Here is a 12806-nt window from a genome sequence, read left to right on the forward strand (position 1 = left end):
CATTTATTTCTTTACTACTGTTCAACATGAATTTATTTGATGTATACCCTTTGATCCCGGTCACTCCGGTCAAGGCTCTAGGCGCAAAGCTTTGGGATGATCAAGGTCAAGAATATTTAGACTTGTATGGAGGTCACGCTGTGATTTCCATCGGTCATACCCATCCACACTATGTAAAAAGGATAGAAGATCAATTGAATACAATTGCCTTTTATTCCAATTCTGTTCAAATCCCTATTCAAAAAGAGTACGCTGAAAAACTAGGAAACATTTCAGGATATCCTGAATACAGTTTATTCCTTTGTAATTCTGGTGCTGAGGCAAATGAAAATGCCATTAAATTGGCCTCTTTTGAAACAGGAAAATCAGGGTTTATCGCATTTTCAGGTGGTTTCCATGGAAGAACCTCTGCAGCAGTTGCATTAACAGACAATCCTAAAATCATTGCGCCTTGCAATGCCAGAGAGGATTTTCAGATTCTTCCTTGGGGAGATTTGCAAGCGGTGGAATTAAGAGTCAAAGAAGGCAATATCGCAGGGATAATCATTGAAGGGATTCAAGGTGTGGGAGGTATTCAAGTTCCTTCCCCAGAGTTTTTGACCGGATTAGCCCATATTGCGAAGGATTTTGGGGTCAAACTGATTTTGGATGAGGTGCAATCTGGTTTTGGTAGAACAGGGAAGTTCTTTGCCCATCAATGGGTAAAAGACATCAAGCCAGATATCATCAGTATGGCCAAAGGCATGGGAAATGGTTTTCCGATAGGTGGAATTCTAATTTCCCCTGAATTTAAGGCCAGTTATGGATTACTGGGAACAACCTTCGGTGGCAATCATTTGGCTTGTGCTGCCGGATTAGGAGTGGTCGAAGTGTTGGAGCAGGAAGACTTGATCCAGAAATCTGCTGACTTAGGTGCGCAGCTCAAAGAAGCCCTTCAGGAAATCCCTGGAATAGTTGAAGTTCGTGGTCATGGTCTGATGATCGGTATTGACTTAGATAGAGAAGCAGCCTCTGTTAGATCTGAATTAGTCAAAAAGTATCACATGTTCACTGGAAGTGCAGCCACAAAAAATACCATTAGATTACTTCCTCCTTTAAATATCGAATGGAATCAGCTAAATTCGTTTATAACAGCATTAAAGGAAGTTCTCGCACAATCCCCTATTCTTAAGTAAATGGACTCTAGTTCACCCCTCATTCAACAATTTAGAAAATTTGAATCAAAGGAAATTGGTCAGCAATTAATTGACCAAGCACTCCTATATAAAGCCGATCCAAGAATACATATCCATAAAGGAATGGGAAAAAGGATAGGTTGTATTTTCCTTAATCCTTCCCTTCGTACCAGAGTGTCTACCCAACTGGCTGCTTCTAATTTAGGAGTGGAACCCATTGTATTGAATATGGATAAAGAAGGATGGGCATTGGAAATGAAAGAAGGAGCAGTCATGAATAAAGGAACAGTAGAGCACATCAAGGATGCTGCAGGAGTACTGGGTACTTTCTTTGATATTTTGGCTATCAGAGCTTTCCCTTCCCTGACTAATAAAGAGGAAGATATGAGTGATTTCGTGTTTAGCCAATTTGTTAAATACTCAGGCGTTCCAGTGATCAGCTTGGAATCTGCCATTCGCCATCCATTACAAAGCCTAGCAGATCAGATTACCATTCAGGAGCATTCCAAAGAAATCAAGAAACCAAAAGTCGTACTTACCTGGGCTCCGCATATCAAAGCGATTCCCCATGCTGTGGCGAACAGTTTTGCTGAATGGACCTTGGGAATGGAGCATGATTTGACTATCACCCATCCACAAGGTTATGAGTTGGATGAGAAGTTTACAACTGGTGCCAAGATAGAATATAATCAAAGTAAAGCATTGGAAGATGCTGATTTTGTGTATGTTAAAAACTGGTCGGGCTTTAATGATTATGGCAAAATAATAACCACAGACCATTCTTGGATGTTAACGGAAAAGCATCTTAAGAATGCGCCAAACGCGAAAGTAATGCATTGTCTTCCAGTTAGAAGAAATGTTGAATTGTCAGATGAAATTTTGGATGGACCTAGATCCCTTGTCCAAAAACAAGCTGAAAATAGAATTTATGCTGCTCAATCAGTGATCAGCCATTTGATTTAAGCCTATTTGCCCTTTTATAAAAGCCTCGACCTATGAAAATCAGTATTATTAAAATCGGTGGTAATGTCATCGACTTTCCTGAAAAATTAGATGAATTTCTGGCCCTTTTTTCAAAATTCCCCGGGCATAAAATTTTGGTGCACGGAGGTGGCGTAATGGCATCCCGATTTGGAGAATCCCTTGGAGTGATGCCCGAGATGGTAGATGGTAGAAGAATCACCGATAAGGATACGTTAGACGTAGTTACGATGGTCTATGCAGGTTTGATTAATAAACAAATCGTAGCCAAGCTTCAGGCCGTGAAAGTCAATGCGATTGGAATGACAGGCGCGGATGGTAATTTGATTCGATCCATCAAAAGACCTGTCAAAGAAATTGATTATGGATTTGTGGGAGATATCAAAGAAGTGAACACCAAGCTCATTGATCATTTATTACAAGGAGGTCTTCTTCCTGTGGTTAACGCAATTACTCATGATCAAAAAGGTCAGCTTCTCAATACGAATGCAGATAGCATTGCCTCTGCCCTAGCTACCTCATTAGCAGCTGAGCATCAAGTGAATTTGTATTTCTGCTTCAATAAAAGCGGTGTTTTAATAGATGAGAAAAATGAAAATTCAATCATTCCTCTCATCAATGAGGACATCTACCAGGAACTGAAAAAAGAAAATGTAATCCATTCCGGAATGATTCCAAAATTGGATAATGCATTTGAAGCTTTAATGAAAGGGGTCAATCATGTTTGGATTGGAAAAGCCGAAAATCTGTTATTGGCTACAAAGGGGAAACTTTCTGGAACTACCATCGAACGCCATCGATACGATTTGTATTGATCGAATTACCACATCGTGAAAGAATTTAAATTACTGTTTGAAGATGCTGTTCAGTTATTAAAAGAACTGATCTCCACACCATCTTATTCAAAGGAGGAAAATGATACGGCAGCAATTCTAGGTCGTTTTTTTTCAAATAGGTCTATACCTTTTGAAAGATCAGGAAACAATCTTTGGGCATTTGCCAATGCATTTCATCCTGAACTTCCAACGATTTGGTTGAATAGCCATCATGATACGGTAAAACCCAACGCTGGATATACATTGGATCCCTTTGCTCCAGTTGAAAAAGATGGTAAACTGTTTGGCTTAGGAAGTAATGATGCTGGTGGTCCTTTAGTCAGCCTGATTGCTGCTTTTTGCTATTTTTATGGCAAGGATTTACCCTTTAATCTGATCATTATAGCTTCAGCTGAAGAGGAAATTTCTGGTCCCAATGGGATTGCATCAATCATCAATCAGTTGCCGGCTTGTGAGCTGGCTATTGTAGGTGAACCTACCCTATTGGATATGGCAGTCGCCGAAAAGGGATTGATGGTAATTGATGCAAGGTCCCATGGAAAGGCAGGCCATGCAGCACGGGAAGAAGGAGAGAACGCCCTGTATTTGGCTTTGGATGATTTGATTAAAATCCGGGATTTTCAATTCAAAAAAGTCTCTCCTTTCCTGGGCAAAACAAAAGTATCGGCTACGGTAATCCAGGCAGGAAAACAACATAATGTGGTACCGGATCTTTGTGAATTCACTTTGGATGTTCGGGTAACTGACGCATATACCCTGGAAGAAGCATTAGATGAATTGGCTTCCAATTTGAATTGTGATTTAAAACCTAGATCGTTGAGGCTTCAATCCTCTCATGTACCGGAAGGTCACCTGATATTGGACATCGCAAAGGATATGGGGATCAAAACCTATGGTAGTCCTACCCTTTCGGATCAAGCCTTGATTCCCTATCCATCTGTAAAAATTGGTCCCGGAGATTCTGCTAGATCACATACAGCAGATGAATTTATTTATTTGAACGAAATTCAAAATGGGATTTCCAAGTACATCGCTATCCTGGAATCCTACTCAAAATCAGTTAAGAGCGCCCTCTAATAATACACTATGAAACTTTGGCAGAAAGAAGCAGGAAATAAAAAAGAAGTAGAAAACTTTACCATTGGAAGAGATCCTGAATTTGACATTATTTTGGCTCCTTTTGATGTGTTGGGGTCTATGGCACATGCTCATATGTTAACTAAAGTGGGCCTATTGACTAAAGAGGATAATGAAATCCTTCAAAAAGGATTGAAAGAAATCTATTTTGAAATTGAGAAAGGTCAATTTACCATTGCTCCCGGAGTAGAGGATGTTCATTCTCAGGTAGAATTCCTGCTTACGGAGCGCTATGGTGAAGTAGGAAAGAAACTACACAGCGGAAGAAGCAGAAATGACCAAGTGTTGGTGGATTTGAAGTTATATTACCGAGCTGCAATTCGAAGTTTAGTGGAAGAAGCTACCACTCTTTTTGATTTATTGCTTCAGCTTTCTGAAAAACATAAAAAAGATTTAATGCCAGGGTATACGCATACGCAATTAGCCATGCCTTCTTCCTTTGGTTTATGGTTTGGATCCTTTGCTGAAAGCATTACCGAAGACATGGGATTACTTCAGGCTTCCTTTGATTTAGCGAATAAGAATCCTTTGGGTTCCGCTGCTGGTTACGGATCAAGCTTCCCTCTTGACCGAACTTATACCACTTCATTATTAGGTTTTGCCGATCTCCATCATAATGTAATCAATGCACAAAACAGCAGGGGAAAAACGGAAAGAACCATTGCTTTTGGTCTTGCAGGATTGGCAGGTACCTTGAATAAATTGGCAAGTGATATCTGTTTGTTTATGAACCAGCACTTTGGGTTTATTTCATTTCCGGATGAATTGACTACGGGAAGTAGCATCATGCCTCATAAGAAGAATCCAGATGTATTTGAGTTGATGCGGGCCAAAACCAATCAGGTTCAAGCTGTTCCAAATACAATCAATCTATTATTGACGAATACCACAACAGGGTATCATCGGGATTTGCAATTGTTGAAAGAAGAAATTTTTCCAGCAATTGAAACGATGAAAGATTGTTTGGAAATGTGCTCTTTTATGTTGAAATCCATTAAAATCAAAGAAGAAATTCTTCAAGATCCTTTTTATAAGCACGTGTTTTCTGTGGAAGTGGTGAACGAGTTGGTTTTGAATGGTATACCCTTTAGAGATGCATATAAGCAAGTAGGCTTGGATATTGAATCAGATAATTTTTCTCCAGACCAAAGTAAAATTTCACATACCCATGAAGGTAGTATTGGGAATCTATGTTTGACCGAAATTCAAGCAAAAATGGATCGTGCTGTTGAAGGGTTTAACTTTAGTAAAATAGATCAATCATTTGAGGATTTACTGAGTTAATCTTCTTTATTAATTCGAAAAAGCCGAATAATATTGTATAATATTGATACTTTAGACTGGGTTTTACGTATACCTAGAGTTGAATTTTAGACAATTGTTAATTTATCTTATGCTTTTTGGAGAAAATCTTAAATATGATCTAAAGTCTAGCCTAGTTGTATTTTTAGTTGCCCTGCCTCTTTGTCTGGGAATTGCCATTGCAAGTGGGGCCCCTCCTATGTCCGGTTTGATTGCTGGGATTGTGGGAGGAATAGTAGTGGGATCAATTTCAGGTTCTCATGTCAGTGTAAGTGGGCCTGCTGCTGGATTAACAGTGGTCGTATTAGACTCTATTTCCTCATTAGGAACTTTCCCCCTCTTTTTAGCTTGTTTGGTTTTTGCAGGTTTCATTCAACTAGGTTTAGGCTTAGCCAAAGCTGGGGTGTTGGGATATTATTTCCCACATTCTGTCATTAAAGGAATGCTGACAGCCATTGGATTAATATTGATTTTAAAACAGATTCCTCATGCTTTGGGCTATGATAAAGATACCATGGGTGATGAGGCTTTTTTACAAAGTGATAATCACAACACGTTTTCAGAAATATGGTACGCATTTGAATTCAATAGCCCAGGAGCAATTGTTATTGTGCTTGTAGCGTTGGGGATATTGATTGCATTTGAGCAACCTCAGATTAAGAACCATCGAATCCTTGGATTGGTACCAGGCGCCCTATGGGCTGTGGTTTCCGGAATTTTGATTAATGCGAGTTATTCTTTTTGGAAGCCAGAGTGGATTTTGGATGGAGAACATTTAGTGACCATTCCTACCGTATCAAATTTCGGTGAGTTAGGAAACCTTATCACTTTCCCTGATTTTTCTTTAATAATGGATAGTTCCTTTTGGGTAATCGCAGTCACCTTAGCAGTGATTGGTTCTATTGAGACCTTGTTGAGTGTGGATGCTGCAGATAAGATGGATCCACAAAAAAGAATTACACCTTCCTCCAGAGAACTGGTGGCTCAAGGAATAGGAAATTCTATATCTGGATTAATTGGTGGACTTCCTGTAACTGCTGTTATTGTCAGAAGTACCGCAAATATTTCCAGTGGCGCAAAAACAAAAATGTCTGCTGTTTTTCATGGGATCTTACTCATGGTTTTGATATTGGCAATCCCTGGAGTATTGAATCAAATCCCCTTAAGCTGCTTAGCTGCCATTCTATTTTTAGTGGGATATAAACTCGCCAAACCTGCCATTTTTGTTTCAGTATATGAAAAAGGATGGTCTCAATTTATCCCATTCGTAGTGACGGTATTAGCCATTTTATTTACAGATTTATTAATTGGAATTGGAATAGGAATGGCTTTTGGATTATTCTTTGTTATCAAGACCAACTTCCAAAAATCTATCAGATTCACAGAATTAAATGGCAACTATTTAGTGCAATTACAAAAAGATGTAAGCTTTTTGAATAAAGCTCCTCTGATGAAAGAGCTTTCCAAAATCCCTAATGGTTGTCAGGTTATTATCAATGCGGAGAAAGCCCGTTTCATAGATCATGACATTCAAGAGGTATTGAATGATTTTATTCTGACCTCCATGGATAAAAATATTGAAGTTACCACGGAAGGCTTCCGTTATAAATTAACCAAAACTGTATGAACCCTTACGAAAAACTATTACTTCAAAATAAGGCATGGTCAGAAGAAATGACTGAAACTGACGGCTCATTCTTTGAGCGATTGTCAAAGCAGCAAAAGCCAAAATTCTTATGGATTGGATGTTCAGATAGCCGTGTTCCTGCAAATGAGATCACAGGGACAGACCCGGGAGAGATTTTTGTACATAGGAATATTGCCAATATGGTGGTTCACACTGACTTGAATTTGTTAAGTGTATTACAATATGCAGTAGAAGTATTGGAAGTGGAATACATCATCGTTTGTGGACATTACGGCTGTGGTGGGGTAAGTGCTGCGCTAGGGCATAATCATCTTGGTTTAATCAATAAGTGGCTTCGCAATATCAAAGAGGTTTATAAAACCTATAGCCAAGAATTGGATGCTATAGAAGATGAGGAAAGTAGAGTGAATAAACTTGTAGAGTACAATGTCATTGAACAATGCCAGGATCTCATTAAAACATCCATTATCCAAAAAGCATGGAAGACAAGGAAGGCTCCTCACATTTTTGGTTGGGTGTACGGAATAGATAATGGGAAGGTATCTGAATTGATAAAAATTGAGCCTGATTTTGAAAATATTCATCCAATTTTTAGATACGACCCGAATCAGTTAGATAAGATCTTTTAGAAATATTTAGTCCCAAAAACAGATTTTGTTTTGAAAATCAAAATAAGGGCTATTTATTTGCATCATCCTTCACTTTTTAAGTGCTAGGATTTATAAAGAAGAGGCGAGAGACAGGCTCATTGACCCTCTGGCAACCTGGAAAGTCCAAGGTGCCAATTCCTGCCATTTGAGAAGGTCTCGAATGGAACTATAAATTCTTTGCGGCATGAACGTTGGATTTAATCTCTTCCCTTTATCGGTACTAGCAGTTTTTAATTTCCGTTTTTGGAATAAGAACATCCTTTGCTCTCAAGGGGCGGTTTTGTCGCATTCCCCATTTTGTATCAATCTTTTAATATTTAAGGGTACCCACTACCCTATCTTTTCATTAAATCCCTAATAACTATGTCAAACTTAAAATTTGAAACCCTTCAACTACATGCTGGTCACCAGCCTGATACAGCTACCAATGCCAGGGCAGTCCCAATTTATCAAACCACTTCCTATGTGTTTAATAGTGCGGAGCATGGCGCTAATCTATTTGGATTAAAAGAATTCGGAAACATCTATACCAGGATCATGAATCCTACTACAGAGGTGTTTGAAAACAGGATGGCGGCCCTTGAAGGAGGAGTGGCGGCCGTAGCGACTGCTTCAGGTCAAGCAGCGCAGTTTTTGGCTTTAAATAATATCATGAGTGCGGGGGACAATTTTGTTTCTACTTCATTTTTATATGGAGGTACTTACAATCAGTTTAAGGTCGCTTTTAAAAGAATAGGCATAGATGCAAGATTTGCCAAAGGAAATGATGCGGCTTCTTTTGAATCTCTTATTGATGAGAAAACGAAAGCCATTTACCTGGAAACCATTGGAAACCCAGAATTTAATATTCCTGATTTCGATTCCATTTCTGCTTTGGCAAAGAAGCATGACATTCCTTTGGTAGTAGATAATACATTTGGTGCAGGTGGTTATTTATTCCAACCTATTAAGCACGGAGCAAGTATCGTCACCTCCTCTGCCACCAAGTGGATTGGGGGGCATGGTACTTCGATCGGAGGGATTATCATTGATGCCGGAAATTACAATTGGGGGAATGGAAAATACCCACAGTTTTCCGAGCCTTCAGAAGGATACCATGGATTGAACTTCTGGGAAGTATTTGGAGAAAATAATCCACTGGGCCTTCCTAACATTGCCTTTGCAATACGCGCAAGAGTAGAGGGACTTCGAGATTTTGGGCCGGCTATTTCTCCTTTCAACTCCTTCTTACTGCTTCAGGGAATTGAAACACTTTCTTTAAGAGTTCAAAGAACTGTAGACAATGCCCTGGCCTTGGCTACCTGGCTTGAAGCTCATCCAAAAGTTCAAAAGGTGAACTACCCTGGTCTCCCTTCTTCTCCTTACCATGCTTTGGCTAAAAAATATTTAAGAAATGGATTTGGTGGAGTATTAAGCTTTGAAATAAAAGGGGAAAAAGAGGAAGCTTCCACTTTTATCAATAGTCTTGAACTGGTATCACACCTTGCCAATGTGGGGGATGCCAAAACCTTAATTATTCAACCTTCTGCTACTACTCACCAACAATTATCCGATGAGGAACAATTGGCAGCAGGTGTCACCCCTACCCAATTGCGAGTTTCTGTTGGTATCGAGCACATTGATGATATCAAGGCAGATTTGCAACAAGCATTTGAAAAATTATAAGTATTAATGAATTTAAAAAGTCAATTCGCAACGATTACCATGTCCCAGGAATTGTTCCATTCGAGTACCCCTTTAGAACTAGAATCAGGTGAAATCCTCACGGAGTTTGATTTGAGCTATACTACGTATGGGGAATTAAATGAAGATGGTTCAAATGTAATCTGGGTCATTCATGCCTTGACGGGAGATTCCAATGCCGCAGACTGGTGGAATGGGTTGATAGGTGAAGACAAATTCTTTGACCCATCCAGACATTTCATCATCTGCGCTAATTTATTAGGCTCTTGTTATGGTTCTACTAGTCCACTAAGTGTAAATCCAGCTACTGGAAACACTTTTTATTACGATTTCCCCGAATTGACTACACGTGATTTGGCTGCTAGTCTAGAGCGGTTGAGAGTGCATTTATCCATTGAAAAAATCCATACTCTTATCGGAGGGTCTTTAGGTGGACAAGTTGGATTGGAATGGGCCTATTTGTTGGGGAAAAGGCTTTCAAATGCCGTAATACTTGCATCCACTTCAAAAAGTAGCCCTTGGGTAATCGGTTTGAATGAGGCGCAAAGAATGGCAATAGAGGCAGACCAATCATGGGGGGATAAAAAGGAGGATGCGGGAATCAAAGGTTTGGAAGCTGCAAGAGCCGTGGCCATGTTGAGTTATAGACATCCGGATGATTTCCAGAATAAACAGCTGGATACGGAGGAAAAACTCGATGGGTTCAGAGCCTCTTCCTATGTGAGGTATCAAGGCAATAAGATCACCAAAAGATTTAACGCCTTATCCTACTGGATTTTGAGTAAAACCATGGATAGTCATGATCTTGGGAGGAAAAGAGGTGGTCATCAAAAAGCTCTCAGTGAAATTCAAGCAAGAATTTTGGCAATTGGAGTAAATTCAGACTTACTGTTTTTGCCTGAAGAATCCAGGTTGATTTCCCAACATGCGAAAAAAGGGACTTACAAGGAAATTAATTCTACCGCAGGACATGATGCCTTCTTGATTGAATTCGAACAACTCTCCTATTTCTTACAATCATTTTATCTGGAAAATAAATAAGGCGGTGATTTCACCGCCTTTATTTTTCTACTTTGGTCCATTCTACCGTTTTGCCTAGCCAGGAAAAACCCAGGTAGCCTTTCACTTCTAATTTTTCTTTTCCTTTGAGTTTTACCTCACAGGAATAGGTTTTTCCTGAATTTGGATCATAGATTCTTCCATTTTTCCATATTCCATCCTCATATTTTAAGCCCTCTAAGATCGTCAAGCCCATAATAGGACGACTTCTTAATTCTTTCTTTTCATTTGCATTATCTAAAACAGGAGCCCCATCTTTGTGAGGATTATCCAACCAAATGATTTTCCCAAGGTATTGGTCCCCCGTATTCATGATTTGAATCTGAGCTGTTTTTTCAGTGTTGTACCAAACACCAAGAATTGGGGATTCAGATTGCGCATTGCTATTAAATGAAGAAACGATCAACACCAAAAATAAAACTGAAGCTAGTTGACATTTTTTCATAAAATCGACCAGTTTGATAATCTAATATTAAATAGATTGGTTACTAATTACATGACTACTAAAGATATCCCCTGAAAATAGTGATTTCACAGATAAACTTCCAGAAAACTAAACTTATTTTATTAAAAGAAAAAGCAGTATGGGTGCCTATTTTGAACTCCGTTTTCATAGCTGACTTACATTTTGGGAAAGCGAGTCATTTTAGAAAATCAGGAATTCCTATCCCAGAACCTATACACTTGGAAGATCTCGCTAATCTTCAATCCATCATAGAAAGCTATCATCCACAACATGTGTATTTTTTGGGTGATTTATTTCATAGTGATTGGAATGGACAATGGGAAGTGTTAAATCAATTTTTGGGAAGGTTCTCTCAGGTTAGCTTTCATTTGGTATTAGGTAATCACGATATATTAGATTCGAGTTTCTATACCCAATCGGCTTTTACGGTTTATAAAAGTCCAATTGAGTTAGGAGACCTGATGCTTTCCCATGAACCCATGGATGTAATTCCAGAACAGAAAATAAATTTATGCGGTCATATTCATCCGGGCATAAGACTTGTGGGGAAAGCAAGACAGTCTATTCGACTATCTTGTTTTTATTATAAGCCAAATCAGTTAATTCTTCCTGCTTTTGGAAGGTTTACTGGTTTAGCATTGATAAAACCTAGATCCACAGATCAGGTTTTTGGTATTACAAATGAAAAAGTGATTCCAATCCTTTCCTGATTTTCGATTGGTTATAAGGGATAGGCTGATTATTTTTGACGAGAAAACTAAATCTATGGCAAACCAACCTAGGAAGAAAAAAATACTTGGACATTTCAAATTTGGAAGTGTCTTATTTAGTACTACCCTTTCACTTTTTATTGTTGGTCTGTTTGGAGTGATCCTGATACAGGCGAAGTCACTGACTAGCATGATTCGAGAGAATATTGAGGTCCAAGTGTTTTTAGATAAGAATTTAGAAGAGGAGGAAATTGCCTCGATTAAAGAGAATTTAGAAAATCGTCCCTTTTTACTCCAAAAGAGCGATACCACAGGATTACGGTTTATATCTGATGAGGAAGCAGCAGCTACTTTTATAGAAAGTACGGGAGAAGACTTTACTAAATTTCTAGAAGACAATCCTTTAAGAGATAGTTTTGTCATCACCATTGCGGAAGAATTCCAAACATCAGAACAACTAGATGCAATCGTTTCTGAACTCCAATCCATCGAAGGAATATTTGAGGTTTCCTATATGACGGATTTGGTGGATTCCATCAATAAGAATCTTTTGAAAGTCAGCCTAGTACTTGGAGGATTCATCCTCATTTTGATTATCACGGTGATTATGCTGATCAACAATACCATTCGTTTGGCATTGTTTTCCCAACGATTCCTGATCAGGTCCATGCAATTAGTAGGTGCTACCCGAGCATTTATCAGAAAACCATTTCTGGCAAGAGCATGGTTTTTTGGGATGTTGGCAGGAGCTATTGCATCGATGATTTTATTTGGCTTAGTGAAATATACTCAAGCGAATATTGAAGGTTTTGGACTATTACACAATGAACAAATGCTGTTTATGCTCTTTGCAGTATTAGTAGCTGTAGGAGGAGTTTTATCTGCATTGAGTACCTTAAGAGCAGTAAATAAGTATTTAAACATGTCGTTAGACGAATTATATTAACATGAGCAAATCACATTTTCCTTTCTCTAAAAAAAATTATCAGCTCATGGCCATAGGCTTTGCGTTGATTGTAGTGGGTTTTATCATTATTGGATTAGACAATGAACCCCATGGAAATGGCTTTCTTGGTTTGACTCTAGGTCCCATCGTGACACTCTCAGGTTTTATTTTTGAATTCTACGCCATTTTCGCTAAAACCGAGAAAAATTAACA

The 12806-nt window shown here is 38.8% G+C and carries 13 protein-coding genes and 1 riboswitch; of the genes, 12 read left to right on the forward strand and 1 reads right to left on the reverse strand.

Translation table 11 applies throughout. The features are described from left to right. Window positions 1-26: 26 nt before the first annotated feature. The 9 genes from BUR11_RS07300 to BUR11_RS07340 all read left to right on the forward strand — a co-directional run bounded on the left by BUR11_RS07300 (window position 27) and on the right by BUR11_RS07340 (window position 10453). Window positions 27-1175, forward strand: coding sequence for an aspartate aminotransferase family protein (locus tag BUR11_RS07300; protein ID WP_074224143.1), 1149 nt, complete (start codon window positions 27-29; stop codon window positions 1173-1175). After that, window positions 1176-2138 carry a Rossmann-fold NAD(P)-binding domain-containing protein gene (locus BUR11_RS07305; protein ID WP_234982117.1) on the forward strand — a complete coding sequence of 321 codons (963 nt, stop codon included), beginning with the start codon at window positions 1176-1178 and terminating at the stop codon, window positions 2136-2138. It abuts the gene before it with no gap. 32 nt (window positions 2139-2170) lie between these two features. After that, window positions 2171-2971, forward strand: coding sequence for an acetylglutamate kinase (gene argB, locus BUR11_RS07310; RefSeq protein WP_074224144.1), 801 nt, complete (start codon window positions 2171-2173; stop codon window positions 2969-2971). 15 nt (window positions 2972-2986) lie between these two features. Next, complete coding sequence (locus tag BUR11_RS07315) at window positions 2987-4069, forward strand: M20 family metallo-hydrolase (RefSeq protein ID WP_074224145.1); 1083 nt, start codon at window positions 2987-2989, stop codon at window positions 4067-4069. Between the two features lie 9 nt (window positions 4070-4078). Beyond that, complete coding sequence (gene argH, locus BUR11_RS07320) at window positions 4079-5413, forward strand: argininosuccinate lyase (RefSeq protein ID WP_074224147.1); 1335 nt, start codon at window positions 4079-4081, stop codon at window positions 5411-5413. Window positions 5414-5522: 109 nt separating this feature from the next. Further along, a complete protein-coding gene (locus BUR11_RS07325; protein WP_074224148.1) occupies window positions 5523-7058 on the forward strand; it encodes a SulP family inorganic anion transporter in 1536 nt (511 codons plus the stop codon). Beyond that, complete coding sequence (can, locus tag BUR11_RS07330) at window positions 7055-7708, forward strand: carbonate dehydratase (RefSeq protein ID WP_074224149.1); 654 nt, start codon at window positions 7055-7057, stop codon at window positions 7706-7708. Before BUR11_RS07325 ends, can begins: the two co-directional genes overlap by 4 nt. Before the next feature lie 87 nt (window positions 7709-7795). Continuing rightward, window positions 7796-7904: riboswitch (SAM riboswitch) on the forward strand. A gap of 188 nt (window positions 7905-8092) precedes the next feature. Further along, the gene (locus tag BUR11_RS07335) at window positions 8093-9394 is read left to right on the forward strand and encodes an O-acetylhomoserine aminocarboxypropyltransferase/cysteine synthase family protein (protein WP_074224150.1); all 1302 of its coding nucleotides are present in this window, start codon (window positions 8093-8095) and stop codon (window positions 9392-9394) included. A 6-nt stretch (window positions 9395-9400) separates the two neighbouring features. Beyond that, a complete protein-coding gene (locus BUR11_RS07340; RefSeq protein WP_074224152.1) occupies window positions 9401-10453 on the forward strand; it encodes a homoserine O-acetyltransferase family protein in 1053 nt (350 codons plus the stop codon). 19 nt (window positions 10454-10472) lie between these two features. Here the strand turns inward: BUR11_RS07340 and BUR11_RS07345 are convergent, their stop codons facing one another. Continuing rightward, window positions 10473-10916 carry a DUF2147 domain-containing protein gene (locus BUR11_RS07345; RefSeq protein WP_074224153.1) on the reverse strand — a complete coding sequence of 148 codons (444 nt, stop codon included), beginning with the start codon at window positions 10914-10916 and terminating at the stop codon, window positions 10473-10475. 80 nt (window positions 10917-10996) lie between these two features. Here BUR11_RS07345 and pdeM point away from each other — a divergent pair, with 80 nt between their 5' ends. The 3 genes from pdeM to BUR11_RS07360 are packed head-to-tail and all read left to right on the forward strand — an operon-like array spanning window position 10997 to window position 12804. Then, window positions 10997-11647 (forward strand): ligase-associated DNA damage response endonuclease PdeM, encoded by a 651-nt coding sequence (gene pdeM, locus BUR11_RS07350; protein WP_234982119.1) that lies wholly within the window; start codon window positions 10997-10999, stop codon window positions 11645-11647. A 55-nt stretch (window positions 11648-11702) separates the two neighbouring features. After that, on the forward strand, window positions 11703-12593 hold the full coding sequence (locus tag BUR11_RS07355; RefSeq protein WP_074224156.1) for a cell division protein FtsX: 891 nt from the start codon (window positions 11703-11705) through the stop codon (window positions 12591-12593). A gap of 1 nt (window position 12594) precedes the next feature. Beyond that, on the forward strand, window positions 12595-12804 hold the full coding sequence (locus tag BUR11_RS07360; RefSeq protein WP_074224157.1) for a DUF3098 domain-containing protein: 210 nt from the start codon (window positions 12595-12597) through the stop codon (window positions 12802-12804). Window positions 12805-12806: the final 2 nt, after the last annotated feature.

The organism is Algoriphagus halophilus, assembly GCF_900129785.1.
Taxonomy (GTDB): Bacteria; Bacteroidota; Bacteroidia; order Cytophagales; family Cyclobacteriaceae; genus Algoriphagus; species Algoriphagus halophilus.

What these genes read in the sequence shown, in the direction of transcription:
- BUR11_RS07300 (WP_074224143.1), top strand. Translation starts at nt 27, where the DNA reads ATGAATTTATTTGATGTATACCCTTTGATCCCGGTCACTCCGGTCAAG.
- BUR11_RS07305 (WP_234982117.1), top strand. Translation starts at nt 1,176, where the DNA reads ATGGACTCTAGTTCACCCCTCATTCAACAATTTAGAAAATTTGAATCA.
- argB (WP_074224144.1), top strand. Translation starts at nt 2,171, where the DNA reads ATGAAAATCAGTATTATTAAAATCGGTGGTAATGTCATCGACTTTCCT.
- argH (WP_074224147.1), top strand. Translation starts at nt 4,079, where the DNA reads ATGAAACTTTGGCAGAAAGAAGCAGGAAATAAAAAAGAAGTAGAAAAC.
- BUR11_RS07325 (WP_074224148.1), top strand. Translation starts at nt 5,523, where the DNA reads ATGCTTTTTGGAGAAAATCTTAAATATGATCTAAAGTCTAGCCTAGTT.
- can (WP_074224149.1), top strand. Translation starts at nt 7,055, where the DNA reads ATGAACCCTTACGAAAAACTATTACTTCAAAATAAGGCATGGTCAGAA.
- BUR11_RS07335 (WP_074224150.1), top strand. Translation starts at nt 8,093, where the DNA reads ATGTCAAACTTAAAATTTGAAACCCTTCAACTACATGCTGGTCACCAG.
- BUR11_RS07340 (WP_074224152.1), top strand. Translation starts at nt 9,401, where the DNA reads ATGAATTTAAAAAGTCAATTCGCAACGATTACCATGTCCCAGGAATTG.
- BUR11_RS07345 (WP_074224153.1), bottom strand. Translation starts at nt 10,916, where the DNA reads ATGAAAAAATGTCAACTAGCTTCAGTTTTATTTTTGGTGTTGATCGTT.
- BUR11_RS07355 (WP_074224156.1), top strand. Translation starts at nt 11,703, where the DNA reads ATGGCAAACCAACCTAGGAAGAAAAAAATACTTGGACATTTCAAATTT.
- BUR11_RS07360 (WP_074224157.1), top strand. Translation starts at nt 12,595, where the DNA reads ATGAGCAAATCACATTTTCCTTTCTCTAAAAAAAATTATCAGCTCATG.